At 47.6% G+C, this 24,762-nt stretch carries 27 protein-coding genes and 1 tRNA gene; 27 read left to right on the forward strand and 1 reads right to left on the reverse strand.

The features are described 5' to 3' along the window. The first annotated feature begins 223 nt into the window (after window positions 1–223). From QWY22_RS06030 to QWY22_RS06100, 15 genes are all read left to right on the forward strand, one after another. Window positions 224–1,387, forward strand: a complete 1,164-nt coding sequence (locus QWY22_RS06030; RefSeq protein WP_300983554.1) for an ATP phosphoribosyltransferase regulatory subunit — start codon at window positions 224–226, stop codon at window positions 1,385–1,387. Then, window positions 1,380–2,006 (forward strand): ATP phosphoribosyltransferase, encoded by a 627-nt coding sequence (gene hisG, locus QWY22_RS06035; RefSeq protein ID WP_036808129.1) that lies wholly within the window; start codon window positions 1,380–1,382, stop codon window positions 2,004–2,006. Before QWY22_RS06030 ends, hisG begins: the two co-directional genes overlap by 8 nt. Further along, the gene (gene hisD, locus QWY22_RS06040) at window positions 2,003–3,286 is read left to right on the forward strand and encodes a histidinol dehydrogenase (protein WP_300983555.1); all 1,284 of its coding nucleotides are present in this window, start codon (window positions 2,003–2,005) and stop codon (window positions 3,284–3,286) included. The genes hisG and hisD overlap by 4 nt, the downstream gene beginning before the upstream one ends. Then, window positions 3,283–3,870 carry an imidazoleglycerol-phosphate dehydratase HisB gene (gene hisB, locus QWY22_RS06045; protein ID WP_300983556.1) on the forward strand — a complete coding sequence of 196 codons (588 nt, stop codon included), beginning with the start codon at window positions 3,283–3,285 and terminating at the stop codon, window positions 3,868–3,870. Before hisD ends, hisB begins: the two co-directional genes overlap by 4 nt. Beyond that, window positions 3,867–4,520, forward strand: coding sequence for an imidazole glycerol phosphate synthase subunit HisH (gene hisH / locus QWY22_RS06050; protein ID WP_300983558.1), 654 nt, complete (start codon window positions 3,867–3,869; stop codon window positions 4,518–4,520). Before hisB ends, hisH begins: the two co-directional genes overlap by 4 nt. Beyond that, on the forward strand, window positions 4,489–5,217 hold the full coding sequence (gene hisA, locus QWY22_RS06055) for a 1-(5-phosphoribosyl)-5-[(5-phosphoribosylamino)methylideneamino]imidazole-4-carboxamide isomerase (RefSeq protein ID WP_300983559.1): 729 nt from the start codon (window positions 4,489–4,491) through the stop codon (window positions 5,215–5,217). Before hisH ends, hisA begins: the two co-directional genes overlap by 32 nt. Next, window positions 5,211–5,963, forward strand: a complete 753-nt coding sequence (gene hisF, locus QWY22_RS06060) for an imidazole glycerol phosphate synthase subunit HisF (protein ID WP_300983560.1) — start codon at window positions 5,211–5,213, stop codon at window positions 5,961–5,963. The genes hisA and hisF overlap by 7 nt, the downstream gene beginning before the upstream one ends. Beyond that, complete coding sequence (hisIE, locus tag QWY22_RS06065) at window positions 5,960–6,586, forward strand: bifunctional phosphoribosyl-AMP cyclohydrolase/phosphoribosyl-ATP diphosphatase HisIE (RefSeq protein ID WP_300983561.1); 627 nt, start codon at window positions 5,960–5,962, stop codon at window positions 6,584–6,586. Before hisF ends, hisIE begins: the two co-directional genes overlap by 4 nt. 81 nt (window positions 6,587–6,667) lie before the next feature. Further along, entirely contained in the window at window positions 6,668–8,194 is a 1,527-nt protein-coding gene (locus QWY22_RS06070) for a tetratricopeptide repeat protein (protein WP_300983563.1), read from the forward strand. Between the two features lie 67 nt (window positions 8,195–8,261). Next, window positions 8,262–9,215: a thioredoxin-disulfide reductase gene (gene trxB, locus QWY22_RS06075; protein ID WP_224076982.1), complete on the forward strand. Its 954-nt coding sequence runs from the start codon at window positions 8,262–8,264 to the stop codon at window positions 9,213–9,215. Window positions 9,216–9,719: 504 nt separating this feature from the next. Continuing rightward, window positions 9,720–10,205: an 8-oxo-dGTP diphosphatase gene (locus QWY22_RS06080; RefSeq protein WP_036808156.1), complete on the forward strand. Its 486-nt coding sequence runs from the start codon at window positions 9,720–9,722 to the stop codon at window positions 10,203–10,205. Then, window positions 10,198–11,079 (forward strand): RNase adapter RapZ, encoded by an 882-nt coding sequence (rapZ, locus tag QWY22_RS06085; protein ID WP_036808159.1) that lies wholly within the window; start codon window positions 10,198–10,200, stop codon window positions 11,077–11,079. The genes QWY22_RS06080 and rapZ overlap by 8 nt, the downstream gene beginning before the upstream one ends. Before the next feature lie 4 nt (window positions 11,080–11,083). Continuing rightward, window positions 11,084–12,079, forward strand: a complete 996-nt coding sequence (locus QWY22_RS06090) for a gluconeogenesis factor YvcK family protein (RefSeq protein WP_300983564.1) — start codon at window positions 11,084–11,086, stop codon at window positions 12,077–12,079. Window positions 12,080–12,102: 23 nt separating this feature from the next. Next, complete coding sequence (gene whiA, locus QWY22_RS06095; RefSeq protein WP_036808165.1) at window positions 12,103–13,053, forward strand: DNA-binding protein WhiA; 951 nt, start codon at window positions 12,103–12,105, stop codon at window positions 13,051–13,053. 58 nt (window positions 13,054–13,111) lie between these two features. Beyond that, window positions 13,112–13,369, forward strand: a complete 258-nt coding sequence (locus tag QWY22_RS06100) for an HPr family phosphocarrier protein (protein WP_036808168.1) — start codon at window positions 13,112–13,114, stop codon at window positions 13,367–13,369. Between the two features lie 90 nt (window positions 13,370–13,459). On the opposite strand, the gene clpP is transcribed toward QWY22_RS06100, so the two are convergent. Continuing rightward, the gene (gene clpP / locus QWY22_RS06105; RefSeq protein WP_074510146.1) at window positions 13,460–14,062 is read right to left on the reverse strand and encodes an ATP-dependent Clp endopeptidase proteolytic subunit ClpP; all 603 of its coding nucleotides are present in this window, start codon (window positions 14,060–14,062) and stop codon (window positions 13,460–13,462) included. A 172-nt stretch (window positions 14,063–14,234) separates the two neighbouring features. Between clpP and QWY22_RS06110 the strand changes: the two genes are divergently transcribed. From QWY22_RS06110 to QWY22_RS06165, 12 genes are all read left to right on the forward strand, one after another. Then, window positions 14,235–14,306, forward strand: a tRNA-Arg gene (locus QWY22_RS06110). Window positions 14,307–14,489: 183 nt separating this feature from the next. After that, window positions 14,490–15,068, forward strand: coding sequence for a LemA family protein (locus QWY22_RS06115; protein ID WP_300983566.1), 579 nt, complete (start codon window positions 14,490–14,492; stop codon window positions 15,066–15,068). After that, the gene (locus QWY22_RS06120; RefSeq protein ID WP_300983567.1) at window positions 15,065–15,820 is read left to right on the forward strand and encodes a TPM domain-containing protein; all 756 of its coding nucleotides are present in this window, start codon (window positions 15,065–15,067) and stop codon (window positions 15,818–15,820) included. Before QWY22_RS06115 ends, QWY22_RS06120 begins: the two co-directional genes overlap by 4 nt. Window positions 15,821–15,835: 15 nt before the next feature. Next, window positions 15,836–16,066 (forward strand): glutaredoxin family protein, encoded by a 231-nt coding sequence (locus tag QWY22_RS06125; protein WP_053166600.1) that lies wholly within the window; start codon window positions 15,836–15,838, stop codon window positions 16,064–16,066. Between the two features lie 108 nt (window positions 16,067–16,174). After that, window positions 16,175–17,218 (forward strand): sugar-binding transcriptional regulator, encoded by a 1,044-nt coding sequence (locus tag QWY22_RS06130; RefSeq protein ID WP_224076988.1) that lies wholly within the window; start codon window positions 16,175–16,177, stop codon window positions 17,216–17,218. Continuing rightward, a complete protein-coding gene (gene gap, locus QWY22_RS06135; protein ID WP_074510148.1) occupies window positions 17,219–18,223 on the forward strand; it encodes a type I glyceraldehyde-3-phosphate dehydrogenase in 1,005 nt (334 codons plus the stop codon). 111 nt (window positions 18,224–18,334) lie between these two features. After that, the gene (locus QWY22_RS06140) at window positions 18,335–19,519 is read left to right on the forward strand and encodes a phosphoglycerate kinase (protein WP_300983568.1); all 1,185 of its coding nucleotides are present in this window, start codon (window positions 18,335–18,337) and stop codon (window positions 19,517–19,519) included. A 14-nt stretch (window positions 19,520–19,533) separates the two neighbouring features. Next, window positions 19,534–20,295, forward strand: coding sequence for a triose-phosphate isomerase (gene tpiA, locus QWY22_RS06145; RefSeq protein ID WP_036808187.1), 762 nt, complete (start codon window positions 19,534–19,536; stop codon window positions 20,293–20,295). Then, on the forward strand, window positions 20,288–21,820 hold the full coding sequence (gene gpmI / locus QWY22_RS06150; RefSeq protein ID WP_300983569.1) for a 2,3-bisphosphoglycerate-independent phosphoglycerate mutase: 1,533 nt from the start codon (window positions 20,288–20,290) through the stop codon (window positions 21,818–21,820). The genes tpiA and gpmI overlap by 8 nt, the downstream gene beginning before the upstream one ends. A gap of 16 nt (window positions 21,821–21,836) precedes the next feature. Beyond that, window positions 21,837–23,132: a phosphopyruvate hydratase gene (gene eno, locus QWY22_RS06155; protein ID WP_036808193.1), complete on the forward strand. Its 1,296-nt coding sequence runs from the start codon at window positions 21,837–21,839 to the stop codon at window positions 23,130–23,132. Window positions 23,133–23,230: 98 nt separating this feature from the next. Continuing rightward, complete coding sequence (secG, locus tag QWY22_RS06160) at window positions 23,231–23,458, forward strand: preprotein translocase subunit SecG (RefSeq protein ID WP_036808196.1); 228 nt, start codon at window positions 23,231–23,233, stop codon at window positions 23,456–23,458. 547 nt (window positions 23,459–24,005) lie between these two features. After that, window positions 24,006–24,752 carry an alpha/beta hydrolase gene (locus QWY22_RS06165; RefSeq protein WP_300983571.1) on the forward strand — a complete coding sequence of 249 codons (747 nt, stop codon included), beginning with the start codon at window positions 24,006–24,008 and terminating at the stop codon, window positions 24,750–24,752. The last annotated feature ends 10 nt before the right edge of the window (window positions 24,753–24,762 follow it).

The raw sequence follows: 24,762 nt of genomic DNA on the forward strand, positions 1-24,762 counted from the left end.
TTTCAGGTTTTTTTACTATAAAAGAATAGGGTAAATAGGAAATGGACTGTTTGTTGGCAAGATTTCAAAAGGGAAAAAAGATGAGACAATGCCAAAATTCATTTCTTTCACATAACTTGCAGCCAATTCCTTGACGGTCGATGGAAAGATGCGCTAAAATAAAAATTACTTCACTACTCTAACTAACTAAAGTAAAATAACCAATTTTAGGAAGTGACTCCCAATGACCATTCAAATGTTCGAAAAACCGTTAGGCATGCGCGACGATTTTCCTTTTATAGCGAAGAAAAAAGCCGAGCTGCGCGCGAAAGGCACTTCAATTATGCAAGGGTCCGGATATGATCTGCTTCAGACTCCGACCTTGGAATATTACGAAACAATCGGCAAAATTTCCGCCATTCCGGACAATGCGCTTTTTAAATTGCTGGATAGCCAAGGTGAAACGCTGGTCCTGCGGCCGGATATGACATCTCCGATTGCACGGGTGGCAGCATCCAAATTGCTGAAAGAAAAAATGCCGGTGCGTCTTGGGTACTATTCCAATGTCTTCCGCGCACAAAAACGGGAAGGCGGCCGCCCGGCAGAATTCGAACAGATGGGCGTTGAACTGATCGGCGACGATTCTCTTTATGCAGACGCAGAAGTGATCATCCTGGCATCGACCATCTTAAAAGAATTGAACGTGGAATCGGGACGTGTCGTAATTGGCCATACGCAATTGCTTCAGCTGATTTTAAAAGATTTTGGCTTGGACAACAGCCAAATCGATGTTGTCCGTTCGGCTTTGGTATCGAAAAACAGTGTCTGTTTTGAACAGCTTGCCGCTGAGCTATTAAATGACGAGTCGAAGGCCGCCGCTTTTAAAGGGTTGGTGACGACGTCTTCTTTAGAAGACTGGAAGCCGTATATCAATCCTTCCAACGAAGAACAGGCGGCGCTGTACGAGGAAATGCTGAAACTGCAAACCATTATCCAGCGAAACGGCTTATCCGAAGCCATTACCTATGATTTATCCTTTACAAGCCATATGACGTATTACACCGGATTGGTGTTTGAATTCTACGGAGCTGGAAGCGGGTTTCCACTCGGCAACGGGGGACGCTACGACGGCCTTATGAAGCAATTCGGCCTGCATGTCGGCGCTACCGGGTTCGGCCTTCGCGTCGACCGGCTGCTCGAAGTCATTGCACCGAACCAGGAAGCAGAACCGCATATCCTCATTCTCTTCTCGGAAGAGACCGAAGAAACGGCTCATGAGCAGGCGCAGGAGCTGCGCACAAACGGGTCGCGGGTGACGCTTCAATATGCTCCGGCCGTAAAAGCGTTAGAAGAGTTTAGCGCATTATTCAGCGAAGTAAGACGATTGGAAGGTGCTACAAATGGATGAACTGACAATTGCAATGCCGAAAGGGCGCATTTTTGAAGAAGCTTATGAACTGCTTGTCAAAGCGGGCTATGATTTGCCGAAAGAACTGGACGACTCGCGCAAACTGATTGTGGAAGCGCCGAACGAACGCTTCCGCTTTATTTTGGCGAAGCCGATGGATGTGCCGGTTTACGTGGAACACGGCGTAGCAGATATCGGAATCGCGGGAAAAGATGTCATGCTGGAGCTCGACCGTTCGGTGCATGAACTGCTCGACCTTGGCATCAGCCGCTGCTATATTGCAACAGCTGGACTCCCTAACACGGAAATGAACCCGGTGACGCCGCGCATTGCGACAAAGTATCCGAAAATCGCTTCCCGCTTTTACCGCGGCAAAGGTGAACAGGTGGAAATCATTGAACTGAACGGTTCGATTGAATTGGCGCCGATGATCGGCTTGGCCGATCGCATCGTCGACATTGTATCCACCGGCAAAACCTTAAAGGAAAATGGCCTGGTGGAATATGAGCAGATCGTGGACATCACATCCCGTCTGATTGCCAATCCCGTGAGTTACCGACTGAAACAGCAGCGGATCCGGGAACTGGTCGAAAATCTACGAAAGCAGGCGAAAGCATGAAACAGATGCAATTGACTTCGGATATCTCCATCAGAAGAACGGTGGCTGAAGACAACGCCGAGCAACTGGCCGCTGTCAAAGAAATCATCCGGAATGTCCGGCTGAACGGCGATGCAGCACTGCTTGAATATACCGAGAAATGGGACGGCGTCAAATTGGAAACAATCCGAGTGGAGCCGTATGAAATGAAGGAAGCCATAGACCGTTTCGATCCGCAGCTTCTCCAGGATTTATCGGAAGCTGCAGGCAATATCCGGGACTACCACGAAAACCAGAAACAGCAAGGCTATAAAAACATAAAAGAAGACGGCTCTTATGTCGCCCAGCGGGTTACAGCAATTGGCTCAGCTGGCTTGTATGTGCCAGGTGGTACAGCAGCATACCCGTCTTCCGTATTGATGAATGTCATTCCGGCGCAAGTGGCAGGAGTGGGGCGCATTGTGCTGATTTCGCCTCCTGGAAAAGACGGCAAATTGTCTGACGGAGTACTCGTGGCGGCGCATATACTGGGGATTGAAGAAGTCTACAAAGCTGGCGGGGCACAGGCCATTGCGGCCCTTGCCTACGGGACAGAATCGATTCAGGCTGTCGATAAAATCACGGGTCCGGGCAATGTATTTGTAGCCCTCGCTAAACGCGAAGTGTTCGGTGACGTGGCCATTGATATGATTGCAGGGCCGAGTGAAATTACCGTCATTGCCGACGATACCGCTTTTGCAGATGAAGTGGCGGCGGACTTGCTTTCGCAGGCGGAGCACGACCCCATGGCGACGGCGGTGCTGCTGACGACTAGCCAACGATTGGCGGACGCTGTATCGCTTGAAGTCGAGCGCCAACTGAAAACCTTGCCGCGCCAAGCAATTGCCGGGAAAGCTATCCGGGATTACGGCATGATTTATATCGGAAAGACGATGGACGACTTGATTGATGCGGCGAACGAACTCGCCCCTGAGCATTTGGAAATCATGGCGGCAGATGCCGAAGCTTTGTCCGAAAAGATTCAAAACGCGGGCGCGATTTTTATCGGCCGCTATTCCTCGGAACCGATCGGCGATTATTTTGCCGGAACGAACCATGTTTTGCCGACCAATAGCACGGCGCGGTTCTCGAGTGCTTTGTCGGTCTATGATTTCGTCAAACGGACAAGCGTGGTGTATTACAGCGAACAGGCCTGGCAGCAAAACGAAGCGAAAATCGCCCGTCTTGCACGCCTCGAAGGGCTTGAAGGACACGCGCGGGCAGTAGAATCCCGTGCCTGGAAAAAGGAGAATGGACGATGAGAAAAGCCGAGATCAAACGCGATACAAATGAAACCAAAATTGCTGTTTCGTTTTCATTGGATGGAGAAGGAAAAGCGGACATCGAAACGGGCGTGCCGTTCATGGACCACATGCTCGATTTGTTCATCAAGCACGGCTTGTTCGACGGGGAAATCAAAGCGGACGGCGATACGCATATCGATGACCACCACACTACGGAAGATATCGGCATTGTGCTTGGCCAGGCAGTGAAAGAAGCATTGGGCGATAAAAAAGGCATCCGCCGCTATGGCAATGCGTTTGTGCCAATGGACGATGCACTGGCGCAAGTGGTTGTTGACTGTTCCAACCGGCCGCATTTGGAAATGCGCGGCGAGATCCCAAATGCCAAAGTCGGTACGTTCGATACGGAATTGGTCCGTGAGTTCCTGTGGAAATTTGCACTGGAATCCCGGATGAATGTCCACGTGATTATCCACTACGGCCATAACACCCACCACATCATTGAAGCGGTCTTTAAAGCCCTCGCCCGTGCACTGGACGAAGCGACCATCATTGATGGCCGTGTGAAAGGTGTGCCGTCTACAAAGGGGTTGCTCACATGATCATCGGCATTATCGATTACGGCATGGGCAATTTGTTCAGCGTCGAACAGGCGCTGAAAAAACTGGACTGCACCGTCATCTTATCGGATGATCCGGAAACGCTTCTGGAAGCGGAAGCGATTTTACTCCCGGGAGTTGGTGCTTTTCCGGATGCCATGGAATTGTTAAACCAAAAAGGCCTTTCTACCTTTATCCAATCGCTGCCCCAAAAAGGGATTCCGCTTCTTGGCATTTGCCTGGGCATGCAGCTTTTATACGAAGACAGTTCAGAAGTACGGCCGACCCAGGGGCTGGGGTTGCTGAAAGGGCAGATCCGCCGTTTTGAGAGGGGCGCTTACCGCATTCCCCATATGGGCTGGAACCGGCTCGAGTTTTCTCGTCTACCTTATTGGCTGGAAGATTTGCAAGTGGATACGCATGTCTATTTCGTTCATTCGTTTTTAGCGGTGAACACAGAACCTGAACAAGTATGGGCGACGGCAAGCTACGGCAGCATCGATGTGCCGGGGGTGGTCGGTTCCGGTTTGATTACGGGAATGCAGTTCCACCCGGAAAAGTCTGGCGACTTCGGCCATTATTTATTGGAACAGTGGATTGCAAATGTCAGGAGGAACCAAGATGAGCAAGTTTCAGATCTATCCCGCAATTGATTTGCGCGGCGGCAAATGCGTCCGCCTTTTCCAGGGAGATTATGCACAGGAAACCGTATACGGCGATTCGCCTGTCGACATGGCGAAGAAGTTTGCAGATGCCGGTACGGAATGGATTCATATGGTCGATTTGGACGGCGCAAAAGACGGCGTCCGGATCAACGATGGAGTAGTGATCGAAGCCGCAAAACTGCCGGTCAATATTCAGATTGGCGGCGGCATCCGGACACGTGAAGACATCGAACATTATTTATCGAACGGCATCAGCCGGGTGATTATCGGAAGCCTGGCAATTCGCAATCCGGAACTGGTCGTATCGTTTATCGAGGAATTCGGAGCTGACCAGATCGTCATTGGCATTGACGCGAAAGACGGCATGGCCGCAACCGAAGGCTGGATTGAAACCTCGGGGCAGTCGGCAAAAGACGTGGCACGCTTTTTCGTGTCCAAAGGCGCCAAGCATTTTATCTATACGGATATTGCAACAGACGGGACACTCGCCGGGCCAAACATCGAGGCGAATAAAGCATTGGTCGATTCGGACGAAGCCGAAGTCATCGTCTCTGGGGGCATTGGCACGCTGGAAGATATTAAAAATGTTAAAGTGGCTGCGAAAGAAAGCCCGGTTGCCGGCGTTATTATTGGAAAAGCATTGTATGAGAACCGCTTTACATTAGAGGAGGCGCTGTCATGCTGACAAAACGCATCATTCCGTGCCTGGATGTGAAGGAAGGGCGCGTCGTCAAAGGCGTCAGCTTTGTGGAATTGCGGGACGCCGGAGACCCGGTGGAACTGGCCCGTTTTTACGATAAGCAAGGAGCAGACGAACTGGTCTTTTTGGACATTTCCGCTTCCCATGAAGGCAAAGAAACGATGGTGGAAGTCGTGAAAATCGTGGCAACCGAATTGTCGATTCCGTTTACTGTAGGCGGCGGCATCCGGTCGCTGGAAGACATGAAACGCATGCTGCGCGCCGGTGCAGATAAAGTGTCATTGAACACGTCTGCGCTCGACCGCCCGGAACTGATCAAAGAAGGCGCCGATTATTTCGGCTCGCAATGCATCGTCGTAGCGATTGATGCGAAAAGCAACGGCACGGGCTGGGATGTCTATACCCACGGCGGCCGCAACAAAACCGGCTGGGATGCTGTGGAATGGGCGAAGCGGAGCGTCGAGCTCGGGGCAGGTGAGCTGTTGTTGACGTCGATGGATAAAGATGGCCAAAAAGACGGATTTGACTTAGCTCTGACCAAGGCGGTGCGGGAAGCGGTTGAAGTGCCGGTGATTGCAAGCGGCGGAGCAGGAAACTGCGAGCATTTTGCCGAAGTCTTTAAAGAAGTAGATGCCGATGCGGCTCTTGCTGCTTCGATTTTTCATTATAAAGAAACCAGCGTGGCTGAAGTAAAAGATTATTTAAAGAAAGAGGGAGTGAACGTCCGATGAACGAAGTGAAATATGATGCAAACGGGCTGGTTCCCGTCATTATTCAAAACGCTGAAACAAAAGCCGTGCTGACACTTGCTTATGCAACGGAAGAAGCTGTGCAAAAAACAATCGAGACCAATGAAACATGGCTGTACTCCAGAAGCCGCAACGAACTGTGGAACAAAGGGGCGACAAGCGGCAACACGCAGCAGGTCACGGCTGTACGCCTTGATTGCGACGGCGATTCGTTGATCTACGAAGTGATTCCGAACGGCCCGGCATGCCACACAGGCGAAGAAAGCTGCTTCCACAACACAATTGCTGGAACACCGAACGAATCGGCTGTGGATATGTTCAGTGAACTGACCGGGCTTATTGAAAAAAGAGAACAGGAAATGCCGGAAGGTGCCTACACTACATATTTGTTTGAAGAAGGCGTCGATAAAATCTGCAAAAAAGTAGGAGAAGAAGCTGCAGAAGTCATCATTGCTGCTAAAAATAGAGACCCAAAAGAATTGGCGATGGAAACAGCAGACTTGTTCTATCATGTCCTCGTGTTGCTGCAGGAACAAAAAGTCGGGCTAGATGAAGTGATTGACGTCTTGAAAGAACGCCACGCCACAAAAACTGCAAGTAAATAATACGGAAATATGCTATAATAACAGCACATTTGAGTAAAGGAGCGATGTTGATCGTTCCTTTTACTTTTTCGGAGGCATATTTTGGAGAATAAAAAAAAGAAAAACTACGAGAATATCCTGTCGTTCATTCCAACGGGGGAATATTATTATAAAAAAGCATTGAAAGAGCTGCACCGCGAGCAGTATCCAAAAGCTCACAAGTATTTGCAGCGGGCGACAGAACTCAGCCCGAAAGATCCCGACATCTGGATTCAGTTCGGCATTGTGCTGATGGAAATGCAGGAGTTTGAACAGGCGAGAGAAGCGTTGCGAACTGCATATGACTTGGATATCGACAAGACCGAAACCTTATTTTTCTTAGCGGAAGTGCATGCCCATCTGGGGATGTTTTTAGAAGCGCGCAATTTCGCCAAGAAATACGTGGAAAACGATGTTCAGGGAAGGTATGTTGCAGAAGCGCTGGAAATCATTGATTTTGCGGAGCAGGAAGACTGGCAGCTTTTTGATGATGAAGGCGAAGCACAGGACAGCGAGTATTATTACCAGCAGGAAAAAGCACGCCGTTTAATGGAAGACGGGAAATTCCCGGAAGCCATTGATCTTTTGGAAACCTTGATCGAAGAAAAGCCGGACTTCTGGGGAGCGCATAACAACTTGGCGCTTGCCTACTTCTACATCGGCGAATCCGAAATGGCGAAAGCGCTGCTGCATGACGTGCTGCGGAGAAATACGGGCAATTTGCATGCGCTTTGCAATTTAGCGGTTTTCCATTATTACGAAAAAAACGAAGAGTTGGAAGACGTCCTGGAATTATTGAAGAAAATCCAGCCTTATGTCTTTGAGCACCGCTATAAACTGGGGGCAACTTTTGCCTTGGTCGGCAAATACAAAGAAGCCTACCGCTGGCTGCGCAGTTTGCAAAAACGTGGCTTTGACGGAGATCCGGCGTTTTATTTCTGGCTATCCCATGCCGCTTACCATTCCGGCCATGAAGACATAGCAAAACAGGCCTGGAAGCAGTTGACGAAAATGGATCCGGGAAAAGACGGTTATGAACCATGGGCCGAACAGGCTGCCATGCCGCATGCTGATGCACTCGAACATGACCGCGATTACCTCGTCGGAAAACTCGATCATGTGCAAAAAAGCGAGCGGCTGTTTGGCTTGTTCTTGCTCGGCAAGTCTGCCCATAAACAGGAAATCATTTCTCATCCGAACTGGCTCAATTCGGAACAGCCGACCGTAATTGAAACTTATCTGCTTGGATATGCGCTGGGCCATCCGTTTAAAGAATCCGTACCGGAAGAAATGGCTTTCGTGCGCGCCATGAAAGCCGCTGAAATCCTGTATGAGGAAGAAAAGATGGTGACCGAACAAAACGCCGCCGTTTTTCAACTGTGGTTTATGTTGGTTGAAAAGGCGTTTGATGAAAATTATGGATTTAAAAATCCGAAGGCTTTGGCTGCTGCAACATGGTATATGGTCAAATTTTCAAGAGACCGGTCTGCTACAAAAAAAGCGGTTGCCGACCAGTTTGGCGTTTCGGCTGCCACATTGACAAAATACGTCAACGAACTGGCGAAATTCCTGCCGCTTTTTGAGAGCTAAGCAAAAAAGTTGCCGCAATGCCGGGAATCTTATACGATTTAGTTACTGAGATTTAGGAGGTCCTATTATGACTGAGACGAATAATACGTACGACGTAATCATTATTGGAGCAGGACCAGCAGGCATGACTGCCGCTGTTTACACATCGAGAGCGAACTTGAAAACATTAATGTTAGAGCGTGGAATTCCGGGCGGCCAAATGGCCAATACGGAAGAAATTGAAAACTATCCGGGGTTTGACCACATCCTTGGACCGGATCTTTCCAATAAAATGTTCGAGCATGCGAAGAAATTCGGTGCTGAATATGCGTACGGAGATGTAAAAGAAATTATCGATGGGGAAGAATATAAAACCATCATCGTAGGTTCGAAAGAATACAAGGCTCGTGCGGTTATTATTACGACAGGTGCCGAATACAAGAAAATGGGTGTTCCGGGAGAAAGCGAACTGGGCGGCCGCGGCGTCAGCTATTGTGCGGTTTGCGACGGAGCATTCTTCAAACAGAAAAACCTTGTTGTTGTCGGAGGCGGGGACTCTGCAGTTGAAGAAGGCGTCTATTTGACGCGTTTCGCTGACAAAGTCACAATCGTCCACAGACGTGATGAATTGCGTGCGCAAAAAATTCTTCAAGACCGCGCATTTGCAAACGATAAGATCGACTTTATCTGGAGCCATACCGTGAAAGAAATCAATGACGAAAACGGCAAAGTCGGCAGCGTCACCCTGGTTTCTACTAAAGACGGTGCAGAACAGGAATTTGATGCAGATGGCGTATTCATTTACATCGGCATGCTGCCATTGACGAAACCATTTGCAAACCTTGGCATCTTAAACGACGAAGGCTACATCGTGACTAATGAAAAAATGGAAACATCGGTTCCAGGAATCTACGCTGCAGGGGATGTCCGCGAAAAAATGCTTCGCCAAGTTGTAACTGCAACGGGCGACGGCAGTATCGCTGCACAAGCTGTTCAGCATTATATTGAGGAACTGGTTGAACGAATCGGGATTAAAGCCTGATTTAACGCTAATTTAATCCTGCTGTAACACGCTTGTCACAGATAAGTGGTAGAGTAGGAATAGTAAATTGACCCCCTTTTTATAAAGAAACTTTGACAAGCCGTTTTCCGATTCACTCGGAAGACGGCTTCTTTTTTTGTGTGGAGATCTTATTATTTCCAACCGGCCTAAACAGGTGCCTCTTCTTTTCTTAGTGTCCAGTTCCGGCGGCTAGCCCCTCGAGTCGCTTCGGTCTTGCCGGTAATGGCAAAGAACGCCATTATCTTCAAGCCCTCCAGCGCTTGTCGGGGCTGAACAAGCCGCCTGCACTTTTCTTAGTGTCCAGTTGCAAGAGCCAGCTTCTCGGGTCATAAGCCAACCAGGCTGTGCGGCATAAAACGCCGCTTCGCCAGTTCGGCTTATGCCTGTCGAAGCTAAACGGCTCTTTTCACTTTTCTTTTTTGCATGACACGCCTGGATAGATGTATAATGGAGAGAGTTTACAATAGATACGGAGTGTCGACAGTGCAGCGAATCGCAAATTTATTAGTGGTCCAGAACGGACAAGTATTGCTATTGAAGAAACCCCGGCGGGATTGGTACGTAGCCCCGGGCGGGAAAATGGAATCAGGAGAATCGATTTACGAAGCCGCCATCCGGGAGTTTAAGGAAGAAACCGGAGCGACGCCGATCGGCACTCATTTAAAAGGGATTTATACGATGATGATACAAGAAGGGGAGCAAATCGTAGACGAATGGATGCTGTTTACGTTTCTCGCAACCGGCATCACCGGCACCCCTTATGAAGAAACAAGAGAAGGGCTGCTTGAATGGCATCCTGTTGAAAGTTTGGATTTCTTGCCGATGGCAGAAGGCGACCGGACAAACTTGAAGTTTGCCGTAAGCCAGGAAGGCATGCAGTACGGCACGTTCCATTATTCATCTGAATTCCAATTGATCAACGAAAACATTCAAACGTCTACCGAAGAGGGGATTCCGCGTAATGGATAAGCACACCGATGAAACTGAATTAATCATAATTACCGGCATGTCAGGAGCGGGCAAAACAGTCGCCATCCAAAGCTTCGAGGATTTGGGCTTTTTTACAATTGACAACTTGCCGCCTGCGCTTCTATTGACTTTTATCAAGTTGATGAGAGACTCGGGCAAATCGATGAAACGCGTCGCTGCCGTAATGGATTTGCGGGGCGGCGACTTTTTTGACAGCCTAGTCGATGCAATCGACAATATTTCGAAAGAACCGAAAGTATCCACCACCATCCTCTTCCTGGATGCGGATAATCAGACACTGGTCAGCCGCTACAAAGAATCACGGCGTTCGCATCCTTTGTCGCCAGGCGGCTTAGTGCTGGGCGGCATAAAAAAAGAACGCGATATGCTGATGGATTTGCAAGGACGGGCGAAGTATATCTACAACACCTCGTCAATGACGCCTCGCCAGCTTAGAGAAAAAATTGTATCAGATTTTGCAACGCAATCCAGCAATAAATTTACCGTCAATGTCATGTCATTCGGTTTCAAACATGGCATTCCGATTGATGCCGATTTGGTTTTCGATGTGCGCTTCCTGCCCAATCCTTATTACATTGAAGATTTAAAGCCATTATCGGGTCTGGATGAACCGGTTTCAAGCTACGTGCTTCAATGGGGCGAAACACAGACATTGATCAGCAAATTGAGCGACCTTTTTGACTTCATCATTCCCCAATATAAAAACGAAGGCAAAGCCCAATTGGTTATTGCTTTCGGCTGTACGGGCGGGCAGCACCGTTCAGTGACGCTTGCTGAATACTACGGAAAACTGCTGGCCGAAAACAACAAAACGATCATTACGCATCGGGATGTCAAAACAAGAAAGGGCTGAGTGCATGGAAAGTACTTTACGCCGGAAACGGGTTGTCATCATCGGCGGCGGCACAGGGCTGTCCACATTACTGCGGGGCTTGAAAAAGTTCCCGTTGGATTTGACTGCGATTGTGACCGTAGCCGACGATGGGGGAAGCTCTGGGCGCCTTCGGAATGACTTGGATATTCCGCCTCCAGGCGATATCCGCAACGTCATGGCTGCGCTGTCAGATGCCGAACCATTGGTAGCAGAAATGTTTCAATATCGATTTAAACAATCACCGGATCTGGACGGCCATTCACTGGGCAATCTAATGTTGGCGGCCTTAACCAACATCACCGGGGATTTTTCGCATGCCGTGAAAGAAATGAGCCGCGTGCTGAATGTCAACGGAACCGTATTGCCGGCAGCCAACCAATTGGTCACGCTTCATGCAGAATTTGAAGATGGCACGATTGTCAGTGGAGAATCAAAAATTCCGGCGTATTTACAGCCAATCAAGAGAGTATTCCTGGAGCCGCGCGATGTCAAGACTTTGCCGGATACCATAGAAGCCATTCAAAAGGCGGATGTCATCGTTGTAGGGCCCGGGTCGCTGTACACCAGCATTTTGCCGAACCTCCTCGTAAAAGACATCAAAAAGGCGGTCATATCAGCCGAAGCCAAAAAGATTTATATTTGCAATCTGATGACACAAGCCGGAGAAACATATAAATATACGGCTTGCGATCACGTCAAGGCGCTCTATGACCATGTAGGCGAACCGTTTCTGGACGCCATTTTACTGAATAAAGAACAAGTTCCCCAAGGAATTGCGGAACGCTATATCAAACAAAAAGCCTGGCCTGTGGCGTACGATGAAGAACGATTGCAGAGCATGGGCCTTGAAATTTTTAAACAGGACATCGCCAACATTTTGGGTGAAACGGTCCGGCATGAACCATTGAAAGTGGCAGAATGGTTATTTGAATATGCCGGAGGCCTGGCCAAAGAAGATCCAAAGCAGCTATATTTTTAGCTCTTGGAAAGGGGGAAGATGTTTTGTCTTTTGCTTCGGAAACAAAAAAAGAGATGACCCAAGTAGAAGTGGACGATTGTTGCGGGAAAGCGGAATTATCTGCCTTGATTCGAATGAATGGAACCCTGTCATTTTCAAACCGACAGCTAAGCCTTGATATCCAGACGGAAAATGCAGCGATTGCCCGTCGGATCTACACGCTGCTTAAGCGGTTTTACCGGGCGTATCCAGTGGAATTGCTGGTGCGGAAGAAAATGCGGCTGAAGAAAAACAACGTTTACATTTGCAGAATCAGGGAAGGTTCTAAACATGTATTGGAAGACTTAGCGATCATTTCAGAAGGCTTCCAATTTGAACATGAAATCAATAAATCACTGATTGAAAAAAATTGCTGCAAACGCGCTTACTTGCGCGGTGCATTTTTAGCTGGCGGTTCTGTCAATAATCCGGAAACGTCTTCTTATCACTTGGAAATCTATTCGCTTTACAAAGACCACGCAGAATCTTTAGTGGACTTGATGAACGAATTCCACTTGAATGCAAAAACGATTGAACGGAAAAAAGGCTTTGTAACTTATTTGAAAGAAGCAGAAAAGATTTCAGATTTCCTGAGCATAGCAGGGGCCCACTCTGCGCTATTGAAATTTGAAGACGTGCGGATCATCCGGGATATGCGCAACAGTGTAAACCGCCTAGTGAACTGTGAAACGGCGAATTTAAATAAAACCATCGACGCCGCGCTGCGCCAAGTGGAAAATATCCGCTTTATCGATCAAATGATCGGTATTGACCAATTGCCTGAGCGGCTGCGGGAAATCGCACGGCTGCGGGTGGAATACCAGGACGTCACGTTAAAAGAACTGGGTGAAATGGTATCGGCAGGCAGTGTCAGCAAATCCGGTGTAAATCACAGATTGCGGAAAATTGATGAAATTGCCGAAAACTTGCGCAAGGGAGAGATGATCGGCCAATAATTTTGGCCGTTCTTTCATATATTTTGGGTGTGCAGATCAGTTTTAGAGGAGGAGCAATATGGTTGAAAAACAAGTGGTAGTCCAGTTGAAATCAGGTTTACAAGCAAGGCAGGCGGCATTGTTTGTCCAGGAAGCCAACCGGTTTAATTCGGATGTATACCTGGAAAAAGACGATAAAAAAGTAAATGCGAAAAGCATCATGGGCATTATGAGCCTGGCCATTAGCAAAGGCACCAGCGTTAAAATTTCTGCCGACGGCAGAGACGAACAAGAAGCAGTCGATTCACTGGCTGCACAAATCGAAAAAGAAGCGTAAAAAAGTCCACAGCTCAAGCTGTGGACTTTTATTTGGAATACAAATAGAAAAAGGACCGGGATGATTTCATCCTGGTCCTTTTAGCGTATCTTATTTTTTGTCTTCCAACATTTTGTTGCGCGTGATGATTTGGTCAACCAAACCGTATTCAACTGCGCGTTCAGCAGTCATGAAGTTGTCGCGGTCAGTGTCTTTAGAAATCACTTCAAGCGGCTGGCCAGTACGTTCTGACAGGATTTCGTTCAATTTTTCGCGAAGGTGCAAGATGCGTTTCGCGGCAATTTCGATTTCTGTCGCTTGCCCTTGAGCTCCGCCAAGCGGTTGGTGAATCATGACTTCAGCGTTCGGAAGTGCATAGCGTTTGCCTTTAGTTCCGGCTGCAAGAAGGAAAGCACCCATTGATGCCGCCATACCGATGCAGACGGTCTGTACGTCAGGCTTGATGAACTGCATAACATCATAGATCGCCATACCGGCAGTGATGCTGCCGCCCGGGCTGTTAATGTAGATGGAAATATCTTTATCCGGATCTTCAGCTTCAAGGAAAAGGAGCTGAGCTACGATTGAGTTGGCAACATTATCATCGATTCCGCTGCCGAGCATGATGACACGGTCTTTCAACAAGCGCGAATAAATATCGTAGGCGCGTTCGCCTCTGCTTGTCTGTTCAATTACTGTAGGAATTAAATTCATAAGATAGTTCCTCCTCATAATAGGTAATGGTCATTTCCTGCTGAAAGTTCTTCCAGCTGTATTAATATCATACACATCTTGGTCAATGAAGGTCAAATCTAACGAATTATAAAAAGGTGCTTGAAAACTTTTTTTATTATGGTTATAATAGAAAAGTCGTTAACGACCAAACGCCCTCGTAGTGTAATGGATCACACGTAAGATTCCGGTTCTTAAAATGGAGGTTCGATTCCTTCCGAGGGCATATAAAAAGTGAAGACCCGATTTGCCTCTCCAAGGCAAATCGGGTTTTTTGTGCTGTTAAAAAGTTATAACGGAAATTCATTCCCAATAATTAAGGGAAGGAATAAAATTCCAAAAATAATTGTTGTAATGCTTTATACTGAAGAAGAATAAATTTTGGACAAACTACTGAAGAGGTGAAGCATTGAAAAAACAATTGATTCCTTTTATGATTGTCATTGCATTTATTGTAATAGCAGCTGCGATTTTAATCCCGAGCTACAACAGTTTCGTACAGCTTGAAGAAGCGGTGGACGAATCGTATGCACAGCTTGAAAATCAATTGCAGCGAAGACATGACTTGATTCCCAACTTGGTGGAAACCGTTAAGGGATTCGCCGGCCAGGAACAGGACATTATCGATAGTGTCACAGAGGCGCGTTCGAATTTGGCCGGTGCAAAGGGCGTAAGTGAACAAGCCGGTGCAGATGCCGAGTTGAGCGGCGCTTTGAGCCGGCTGCTGGCAGTAGTAGAGAACTATCCGGAAATTCGTTCCAGTGAAAACTTCCAGCAGCTTTCGGATGAGCTGGCAGGCACGGAAAACCGGATTGCGGTAGCCAGACAGGATTTTAATGGAACGGTTTCCGGATTCAACCGCAAAGCAAAAAGTTTTCCTGGCAATGTAGTTGCCGCTGTTTTCGGATTTAGTGAAAAACAATATTTTGGAGCAGACCCGGATGCTTCAGACGCTCCGGAAGTAGACTTTGGAAGCACCAAGGAATGATGAAGAAATGGATGGTTCTGTTTGGGATTTTCAGTTTTATGGCTGCGGCTCCTGTCCTAGCTTTTGAATTTCCCGAATTGGCAGGGGATATTTACATTCAGGACATTGCCGGCGTATTAACTCCTGAAGAAGAAGAGGAACTGCGGCAGTTGGGAAGAGAGCTTGAAGATGCCACCACGGCTCAGCTGGCAGTGATGGTTGTCCCGACACTGGACGGTGAACCGATTGCTGATTATGCGGTGGAAGCCCTCCGGCATTACGGAGTAGGGACAAAAGAAGAAAATAATGGCGTGCTCATGGTCGTTTCGACTGGAGACCGGGAAATTTACATTTCTACCGGTTACGGCCTTGAAGCCGTTCTGCCAGATGGCAAAGTGGGACGGATCCTGGATGACTATGCCGTTTCCCACCTTAAGCAAAATGATTTTGGCGCGGGAATAAAAGATACCTATAAAGCGCTTCATGAAGAAATAGGAACAACTTATGGCTGGGATGCGGAGCTGGCAGTTCCACAGCCGTTAACTCAGCAGCCGAGTGGTGCTGAAGAAAAGGATGTATGGCTGATTCCTCGGCTCATCCTCGTCGGCATTTTTGTCATCTGGATCCTCGTTTCTTTATTTGGCGACGGGGCCGGGAGAGGCAATAGCAAAAGTGCAGGAAAAAGAAGTCCGTCAAGTTCCCGCCGAAGCAGCAGTTCGCGAAGCGGCCGCGGCGGTTCCGGAGGCGGAGGCGGTGCCGGCCGCAAATTCTGAAGAAAGAGGGAAAACATGATTACTTTATACACACGGCCCAACTGTCCGTTATGCGACGAGGCAAAAATGATGATGGAACTCGTAAGAGAAGATTTTCCGTTTGAGTACGAAGAAGTCAATATCGAGAGCGACGATGCCCTCCATGAAAAATACATGCTGATGATTCCTGTCGTTGAAAAAGACGGGGAAGTGGCCATTTACGGAAACGTCGGCTATATCGAACTGCTGGAAGCGTTAGAATTTTAACGCTTCTTTTTATTTGCATTTTAATAAGTGATTCGCTAGAATGTAACTAGTGGGACATAAAAATAACAAGTGGGACAAAAAACGTCCAGCTCGAAATGGAGTGAACGAATGGATCCATTAACGGAAGCGAAAAAAAAGCTGATGCCGGAAATGACCGAGCTCCTGAAGAAACGTTATCAGATCCTGCAGACGATTGGATTGGAACAGCCGATTGGCAGGCGGACGTTAAGTGAACTTGCCGGCATGACAGAACGGGATATTCGGAAAGAAACGGATTTACTGCGAAACCAGCAGTTGATTGAAGCCAGAACTTCCGGCATGTATGTTTCGGTACAAGGCGAGGAAGTGCTGGAAGCTTTAAAAGATTTCATGCGCGAAATGGCTGGCTTGTCAGACATGGAAAAGCAGCTGAAATCGATTTTAGGCATCACAAGAGTGCTCATTCTGCCGCAAGACAGCGATGACATTCCAGCAGTGAAGGCAAACATTGGCAAAGAAGCAGCCCGCTTATTGGAAACAAAGTTCCCACTGTATAAAAAAATTGCAGTGACCGGCGGCAGCACGATGGCCGCCATTTCGAAAGAAATCACTGCAGATAAGAAAGACGCCTCTTTGCAATTTATTGCGGCAAGAGGCGGACTTGGCGAAGATGTGCTGCATCAAGCCAATACCATTGCTTCTTTGTTCGCTGAAAAAACGGGCGGAGCCGTCAAAACGCTCTACCTGCCGGATCATTTAAGTGCGGAAGCGTACGAGATGATGATGCGGGAACCGGTGATCAAGGAAATGATGGAGCTGTATGATCAGACAGAAGTAGTTGTCCATGGCATCGGCAACGCTGAAGAAATTGCGCTGCACCGCAAGTCTTCGGTGGAAGAGGTCAATCGCATCCGAAACGGCGGAGCGGTCAGCGAAGCGTTCGGCTATTACTTCGACAAAGAAGGAAATGTAGTTTACCGCATCCGCACAGCGGGAATTCAAATGGAGCAGGTTCAAAACGCACCATTTATCCTGGCGGTTGCAGGGGGACGTTCAAAAGCGACAGCGATTCTCTCGTATTTCAAAATTGCACCGCCGCAGACGACCTTAATTACAGATGAAGGTGCAGCACGAAAAATAATCGAGTTAACTCAAAAACAGGAGGAATTTTAAATGACTTTAAAATTAGCTATTAACGGATTCGGCCGTATCGGACGTATTGTATTCCGCCAAGCATTGGCAAACGAAGAAGTGGAAGTAGTGGCAGTAAACGACTTGACTGACGCAAAAATGCTTGCTCACTTGCTGAAATATGATTCAATCCACGGCACATTGGATGCAGAAATTTCATCTGAAGGCAATGATTTGATTGTCAACGGCAAGAAAATCCATGTCTACTCTGAAAAAGATCCGGCGAACCTTCCATGGGCTGAAAACAACATCGATATCGTAATTGAATCTACTGGATTCTTCACAAATGCTGACGATGCGAAAAAACACATCCAAGCAGGCGCGAAAAAAGTTATCGTTTCTGCACCAGGCAAGAACATGAAAACTCTTGTGATGGGCGTTAACCACGAAAGCTACAACCCGGAAGAAGACGATGTGATTTCAAACGCATCTTGTACAACTAACGGCCTTGCAGGAATCTCTAAAATCTTGAACGACCGTTTCGGCATCAAAAAAGCGATGATGACAACAATCCACTCGTACACAAACGACCAGATTCTTTTGGACTCACCGCATAAAGATTACCGCCGTGCACGTTCTGCTGCAGAATCAATGATTCCGACTACTACAGGAGCTGCAGTTGCAGTAACAAAAGTATTGCCGGAACTTACTGGCAAACTAGACGGTATGGCAATCCGCGTTCCTACACCAAACGTATCCTTGATCGACTTGGTTGCAGAACTTGAAACAGATGTGACAAAAGAAGAAGTAAATGCTGCACTTAAAGAAGCAATCGACAAAGACGAAAATGCATTCTTGAGCTACAGCGAACTTCCATTGGTTTCACGCGACTACAACGGCGTTACAGCTTCCTCAACTGTGGACTTATTGTCTACAATGGAACTTGGCGGAAACATGGTAAAAGTTCTTGCATGGTACGATAACGAATCCGGTTATTCTGCACGATGCATCGACATTGCTTTGCACATGTACAAAACAGGTTTGTAATCCCAAAATCATAGCTTAATTTCCGATGAACCTCTATAATGAAAGAGGGTAAAGGGGGTGGGGATCATACCCCGCCCCCTTATTTTTTTAAATCGAACGGGAGGTATTTTCATGTTGAATAAGATGACGATGAAAGACGTGGACTTAAAAGGAAAACGTGTATTTTGCCGAGTAGATTTCAACGTACCGATGTCAGAAGGAAAAGTGACGGACGACACACGGATCCGTGCAGCTGTACCAACAATTGAATATCTGGTTGAAAATGGAGCAAAATTGATTTTGGCAAGCCATCTGGGACGGCCAAAAGGCACAGTCAACGAAGACATGAGACTCGCGGCAGCGGGAGCCAAGTTAAGTGAGTTATTACATAAAGAAGTAAAGAGCCTCGATGAATCGATCGGGCCAAAAGTTGAACAGGAAATCGCTTCAATGAACGATGGCGACATTGTTTTATTGGAAAATGTCCGGTTCCACCCAGGCGAAGAAAAGAATGACGAAGAACTGGCCAAAGCGTTTGCTGCCTTGGCGGACGTATTTGTCAATGACGCATTCGGAGCCGCACATAGAGCACATGCTTCGACGGCTGGAATTGCAAAGCACTTGCCATCCGTTTCAGGCTTGCTGCTGGAAAAAGAACTGGATGTACTGGGGAAAGCTTTATCCGACCCGGAACGTCCGTTTACCGCAATTATCGGCGGAGCCAAAGTAAAAGACAAAATCGGCGTTATCGACCATTTATTGGACAAAGTTGATAATCTGTTGATCGGCGGCGGTCTGTCGTATACGTTCACGAAAGCACAAGGCCATGAAATCGGCACGTCGCTTCTTGAGGAAGATAAGATTGAACTCGCACAGTCGTTCATCAAAAAAGCGGAAGAAAAAGGCGTCAAGCTTTACCTTCCGGTCGATGTAGTGGTAACGAAAGAATTTTCGAATGACACGGAAACAAAAGTGGTCCCGATTAATGAAATCCCGTCTGATTGGATGGGCCTCGATATTGGGCCAAAGACCGTTGAACTGTATTCAGACGTCATCATGAATTCCAAATTGATTATCTGGAACGGACCGATGGGCGTGTTCGAAATGAGCTCATTTGAGAATGGCACCAAATCTGTAGCGCAGGCTATGGCAAAAACAGAAGCGTATACCGTAATTGGCGGAGGCGATTCAGCCGCTGCAGTTGAACAATTTAAAGTTGCTGATCAAATGGATCATATTTCCACAGGCGGCGGTGCTTCCCTTGAATTTATGGAAGGCAAAGAATTGCCAGGCGTAACGGCATTAACCGACAAATAAAAGGAGTGGTTTTTTTGAGAAAGCCGATCATTGCAGGAAACTGGAAAATGTATAAAACTTCTGCAGAAGCTAAACAATTTGTAGAAGAAGTAAAAGGACTTGCACCTGATGCAAGCAAAGTGGACTCAGTTATCTGTGCCCCTGCACTTTATCTTCAACAGCTTGTGGCGTCAACCGAATCAAGCGCTCTTCAAATCGGTGCACAAACCATGCACGAAGAAAAAGAAGGCGCCTTTACCGGCGAAGTCAGCCCGGTGCAATTGAAAGACCTGGGCGTCAACTACGTCATTATCGGGCATTCAGAACGCCGCCAATATTTCAATGAAACAGACCAATCGGTAAACAAAAAAGTAGTGGCTGCTTTTGAACACGGCATCACACCGATTATGTGTGTAGGCGAAACGCTTGAACAGCGCGAAAGCGGCGAAACCGGTTCTGTAGTCGAAGCGCAAGTGGAAGCTGGACTTGCAGGACTTTCTGAACAGCAAGCAAGTGAATTGGTAATTGCCTATGAGCCAATCTGGGCAATTGGAACAGGCAAAACAGCAACGGCAGAAGATGCCAATGAAGTTTGCGGCATCATCCGCAAGAAAGTCGCTTCACTATTCAATGAGGAAACTGCACAAAACATCCGCATTCAATACGGCGGCAGTGTAAAACCGGCCAACATTGAAGAATTGATGGGCATGGAGCATATTGACGGAGCACTTGTTGGAGGAGCCAGCCTTGAAACCGATTCTTTTGTAAAACTATTAGAGGCGGGATCGCATGCGTAACACAGAATATCCAGTCGCTTTAATTATTTTGGACGGTTTTGGCTGCCGGAAAGAGACATTCGGCAACGCAGTCGCACAAGCCGAAAAACCGACGTTTGACCGTTTATGGGACAGCTATCCGCATAGCTTATTGACTGCTTCAGGAGAAGCGGTCGGGCTTCCGGAAGGCCAGATGGGCAACTCGGAAGTTGGCCATTTGAACATTGGCGCCGGACGGATTGTTTACCAAAACCTGACCCGGATCCATAAATCGATCCGGGATGGGGATTTTTATCAAAACCCTGCATTTCTGGAAGCTGTTGGAAATGCCAAATCAAGTGGCAAAGCGCTACATCTGATGGGCTTGTTGTCAGACGGGGGCGTCCACAGCCATTATGAGCATTTGTTTGCCCTTTTGGAATTGGCGAAACAGCATGGTTTAACAGATGTCTATGTCCACGGCTTTTTGGATGGCCGGGACGTCGGACCGCAAACGGGACTTCGTTACGTAGAAGAAGCGGAACGTCGGATGAAAGAAATCGGCGTCGGCAAATTTGCGTCCATCAGTGGCCGTTATTATGCAATGGACCGCGATAAACGCTGGGAACGCGTCGAATTGGCGTACCGTGTGCTGGTGGATGGCATCGGGCAAAACGCGTTGTCTGCAAGCGACGGCATTCGGGCTTCATACGAAACCGGCATCCACGATGAATTTGTCGTTCCGTTTGCCATCACTGAAAACGGCCTGCCGGTTGCTACATTGGAAAGCGGCGATTCCGTTGTGTTTTTCAACTTTCGCCCGGACCGTGCCATTCAGTTGACGTCAGTATTTGTGCGTGAAGGATTTGATGCGATGCCGCTTAGCGCGAAGCATCCGTCCAATTTGTCGTTTATCACGTTTACTTCGTATAGCGACGATTTGCCGACGCGCGTCGCCTTTGAAACGCTGAACCTTGAAAACACCATCGGCGAAGTATTGTCCGCAAAAGGCTTGACGCAATTGCGCATTGCCGAAACGGAAAAATACCCGCATGTCACGTTCTTTATGAGCGGTGGGCGAGAAGATGTTTTCCCAGGCGAAGACCGGATTTTGGTGAATTCGCCGAAAGTCGCCACGTACGATTTGCAGCCGGAAATGAGTGCTTATGAAGTCACCGACCGTTTGGTGGAGCAAATTCAAAACGACGCACACGATGCCATCATTTTGAACTTTGCAAACCCGGACATGGTGGGCCATAGCGGAATGCTTGAGCCGACCATCCGTGCCATTGAAGTGGTCGACGAATGCCTAGGCCGCATCGTGGATGCGCTGCATGCCAAAGGCGGACATGCCATTGTTACCGCTGACCACGGCAATGCAGACGAAGTCACCACGCTTGAAGGCTTGCCGATGACCGCACATACCACGAACCTGGTGCCGGTCATTGTGACCAAACAAGGCGTTGAATTGAGAACAGACGGCATCTTGGCCGATCTGGCTCCAACTGTACTGAAATTATTAAATGTTGAACAACCGGCAGAAATGACCGGAAAACCATTATATTAAAAGGGAGCTGTTTTCATTGCCAATTATCACAGACGTATTAGCACGCGAAGTATTAGATTCACGAGGAAACCCAACAATCGAAGTGGAAGTATTTACGGAAAGCGGTGCTTTCGGGCGCGCAATCGTACCATCAGGAGCTTCTACAGGCGAACACGAAGCAGTTGAACTCCGCGATGGCGACAAGAGCCGTTACCTGGGCAAAGGCGTATTAAAAGCGGTTGACCACGTAAACAACGAAATCGCAGCAGAAATCGAAGGGAACTTCTCAGCGCTTGACCAAGTATCGATCGACCAAGCGTTGATCGCACTTGACGGCACAGAAAACAAAGGACGTTTGGGCGCAAACGCCATTCTGGGCGTTTCCATGGCCGTAGCACACGCTGCAGCTGATTACTTGGATGTTCCGCTTTATCAATACTTGGGCGGATTCAATGCGAAGCAATTGCCGGTGCCGATGATGAACATCTTAAACGGCGGCGAACATGCCGATAACAACGTCGACATCCAGGAATTCATGGTTATGCCGGTTGGCGCAGAAACGTTCCGCCACGCTGTACGCATGGGCGCTGAAATCTTCCATAACTTGAAGAGCGTTTTAAAAGAAAAAGGCTATAACACATCTGTCGGCGATGAAGGCGGATTTGCACCGAACCTTGGTTCGAACGAAGAAGCCCTTCAAACGATCATGGAAGCCATTGAAAAAGCCGGCTACAAACCAGGCGAAGACGTACTTCTTGCGATGGACGTTGCTTCTTCTGAAATCTATGACAAAGAAAAAGGCGTTTACAACTTGCCAGGCGACAACACAGTGAAAACTTCTGCTGAAATGGTTGACTGGTATGAAGAACTTGCCAACAAATACCCGATCGTTTCCATTGAAGACGGATTGGATGAAAACGACTGGGAAGGCCACAAATTGCTGACAGAACGCATTGGCGACCGCGTCCAATTGGTTGGTGACGATCTGTTCGTTACCAACACGAAAAAATTGGCACAAGGAATCGAGCAAGGCGTCGGCAACTCAATCTTGATCAAAGTAAACCAAATCGGTACTTTGACAGAAACATTCGATGCGATTGAAATGGCAAAACGTGCGGGCTACACTGCCGTTATCAGCCACCGTTCAGGCGAATCTGAAGATGTAACGATTGCAGATATCGCAGTTGCGACAAACGCTGGACAGATCAAAACAGGAGCTCCGTCGCGTACGGACCGTGTAGCGAAATACAACCAATTGCTTCGCATCGAAGACCAATTGAATGAGACATCGAAATACCTCGGCGTTAAAACTTTCTACAACTTGAAGAAATAAGGTATAAGGGACCCTTTCGTTCTGTTGCTATTGTCATAGTTCGGAGTTTTTGGTAAACTTGTTCTTGTTGTGAAAGTTCTTTTCAGGAGGTGGAATTTATGCATACGTTGTTAATGACATTACTCGTCATCGTATCGCTCGCTTTAATCGTTGTCGTATTATTGCAATCAGGAAAAAGTGCAGGTCTTTCAGGAGCCATCTCCGGTGGAGCAGAGCAACTTTTCGGCAAGCAAAAAGCCCGTGGTTTGGACCTAGTCCTTCAACGCGTAACGATTGTACTTGCTGCCTTATTCTTTATTCTGGCTATCGCCGTTACAAAAGTTTAATGTGGATAATCAAAACGCCTGACCATTTACTGGTTAGGCGTTTTCTTTTAAATAGGGTGAAAAATTTTAGCTTTGCTTTTGTATATTCCTGATATTCCGCAAACCAGCTGCGCTTTCCTGCGGGCTTGCGCCGAACTAACTCGAACTGACGTCCGAGTGGATTTCGGCACTTCGCTATCCTGCGGGAGTCTCCGCTGGTTTGCTCCATATCTTTAGATGCTTTAATAAAAATGATTAACATGAAAATTGATGACAATACAAATTGTTGGCTATTTAATTGAACTTCATTTGTATGACCATATGCATGTATGATGAATGAGCGTAAGGCGGCGACTCCAGCGGGAGCAGCGTAGCGACATGAGCTGAAGGCCCCGCAGGAAGCGCAGCGACGAGGAGACTGAAGCCATGCCCGCGGAAAGCGTCCGCCTGAAGCGATTTCATCAACCCTTCTAAGGGTAAGACAAAGATTTTACCTGATATATTAATGGTCTTTAAAGAATAAAATATACAGTTCAACTAAGTTAGATTGAATGAATGGAGGATATTTATGCGAGTTTCGCAGCCAAAACCATTTTTCTTTAAAGCAGGGCCGAGAGCGGTCTTGTTGCTTCACGGATTTACAGGGAATTCAGCTGATGTCCGGATGCTTGGGCGATTCCTTGAAAAACAAGGGTATACGTCTTTAGCGCCCCATTACGCAGGGCACGGAGTGGAGCCGGAAAAACTGCTTCCGACCGGTCCTGAAGACTGGTGGAAAGACGTTGAAAACGCTTATAATCAGTTAAAAGATGAAGGGTACGAGGAAATTGCGGTGGCCGGATTGTCGCTCGGCGGCGTATTTACCTTAAAGATAGGGTATACATTCCCTGTAAAGGGGCTAGTCACGATGTGCGCACCGATGCATATGAAGACGACCGATCTGATGTATGAAGGGGTTGTAAAATATGCCCGTGAATACAAGAAATATGAAGGAAAAGACGAACACGTTATCGAAGAAGAAATGAAGAAGTTTCAAGAACGCCCGATGGAGTCATTGGCGGATTTGCGGAAACTGATTGGCCATGTGAGAGAACAGGTCGATCATGTGTACGCACCGTTATTTGTCGTCCAGGGGTCATTAGATGATGTGATCGACACAGATTCTGCCAATATCATTTATGAAGAGGCGGAATCATTCCAGAAAAACATTAAGTGGTATGAGAAATCAGGGCATGTCATTACGCTAGGCAAAGAAAAACAGCAATTGCATGAAGACATCTTAGCATTTCTCGAATCGCTTGATTGGAGCGTGTAAGACCGTCAAA

This window comes from Planococcus liqunii, assembly GCF_030413595.1.
In the GTDB taxonomy this organism is placed as follows: domain Bacteria; phylum Bacillota; class Bacilli; order Bacillales_A; family Planococcaceae; genus Planococcus; species Planococcus liqunii.

Coding starts and splice junctions, on each gene's coding strand:
- QWY22_RS06030 (WP_300983554.1), top strand. CDS start 224: ATGACCATTCAAATGTTCGAAAAACCGTTAGGCATGCGCGACGATTTT.
- hisG (WP_036808129.1), top strand. CDS start 1,380: ATGGATGAACTGACAATTGCAATGCCGAAAGGGCGCATTTTTGAAGAA.
- hisD (WP_300983555.1), top strand. CDS start 2,003: ATGAAACAGATGCAATTGACTTCGGATATCTCCATCAGAAGAACGGTG.
- hisB (WP_300983556.1), top strand. CDS start 3,283: ATGAGAAAAGCCGAGATCAAACGCGATACAAATGAAACCAAAATTGCT.
- hisH (WP_300983558.1), top strand. CDS start 3,867: ATGATCATCGGCATTATCGATTACGGCATGGGCAATTTGTTCAGCGTC.
- hisA (WP_300983559.1), top strand. CDS start 4,489: ATGAGCAAGTTTCAGATCTATCCCGCAATTGATTTGCGCGGCGGCAAA.
- hisF (WP_300983560.1), top strand. CDS start 5,211: ATGCTGACAAAACGCATCATTCCGTGCCTGGATGTGAAGGAAGGGCGC.
- hisIE (WP_300983561.1), top strand. CDS start 5,960: ATGAACGAAGTGAAATATGATGCAAACGGGCTGGTTCCCGTCATTATT.
- trxB (WP_224076982.1), top strand. CDS start 8,262: ATGACTGAGACGAATAATACGTACGACGTAATCATTATTGGAGCAGGA.
- rapZ (WP_036808159.1), top strand. CDS start 10,198: ATGGATAAGCACACCGATGAAACTGAATTAATCATAATTACCGGCATG.
- QWY22_RS06090 (WP_300983564.1), top strand. CDS start 11,084: ATGGAAAGTACTTTACGCCGGAAACGGGTTGTCATCATCGGCGGCGGC.
- QWY22_RS06100 (WP_036808168.1), top strand. CDS start 13,112: ATGGTTGAAAAACAAGTGGTAGTCCAGTTGAAATCAGGTTTACAAGCA.
- clpP (WP_074510146.1), bottom strand. CDS start 14,062: ATGAATTTAATTCCTACAGTAATTGAACAGACAAGCAGAGGCGAACGC.
- QWY22_RS06120 (WP_300983567.1), top strand. CDS start 15,065: ATGATGAAGAAATGGATGGTTCTGTTTGGGATTTTCAGTTTTATGGCT.
- QWY22_RS06125 (WP_053166600.1), top strand. CDS start 15,836: ATGATTACTTTATACACACGGCCCAACTGTCCGTTATGCGACGAGGCA.
- QWY22_RS06130 (WP_224076988.1), top strand. CDS start 16,175: ATGGATCCATTAACGGAAGCGAAAAAAAAGCTGATGCCGGAAATGACC.
- gap (WP_074510148.1), top strand. CDS start 17,219: ATGACTTTAAAATTAGCTATTAACGGATTCGGCCGTATCGGACGTATT.
- QWY22_RS06140 (WP_300983568.1), top strand. CDS start 18,335: ATGTTGAATAAGATGACGATGAAAGACGTGGACTTAAAAGGAAAACGT.
- gpmI (WP_300983569.1), top strand. CDS start 20,288: ATGCGTAACACAGAATATCCAGTCGCTTTAATTATTTTGGACGGTTTT.
- secG (WP_036808196.1), top strand. CDS start 23,231: ATGCATACGTTGTTAATGACATTACTCGTCATCGTATCGCTCGCTTTA.
- QWY22_RS06165 (WP_300983571.1), top strand. CDS start 24,006: ATGCGAGTTTCGCAGCCAAAACCATTTTTCTTTAAAGCAGGGCCGAGA.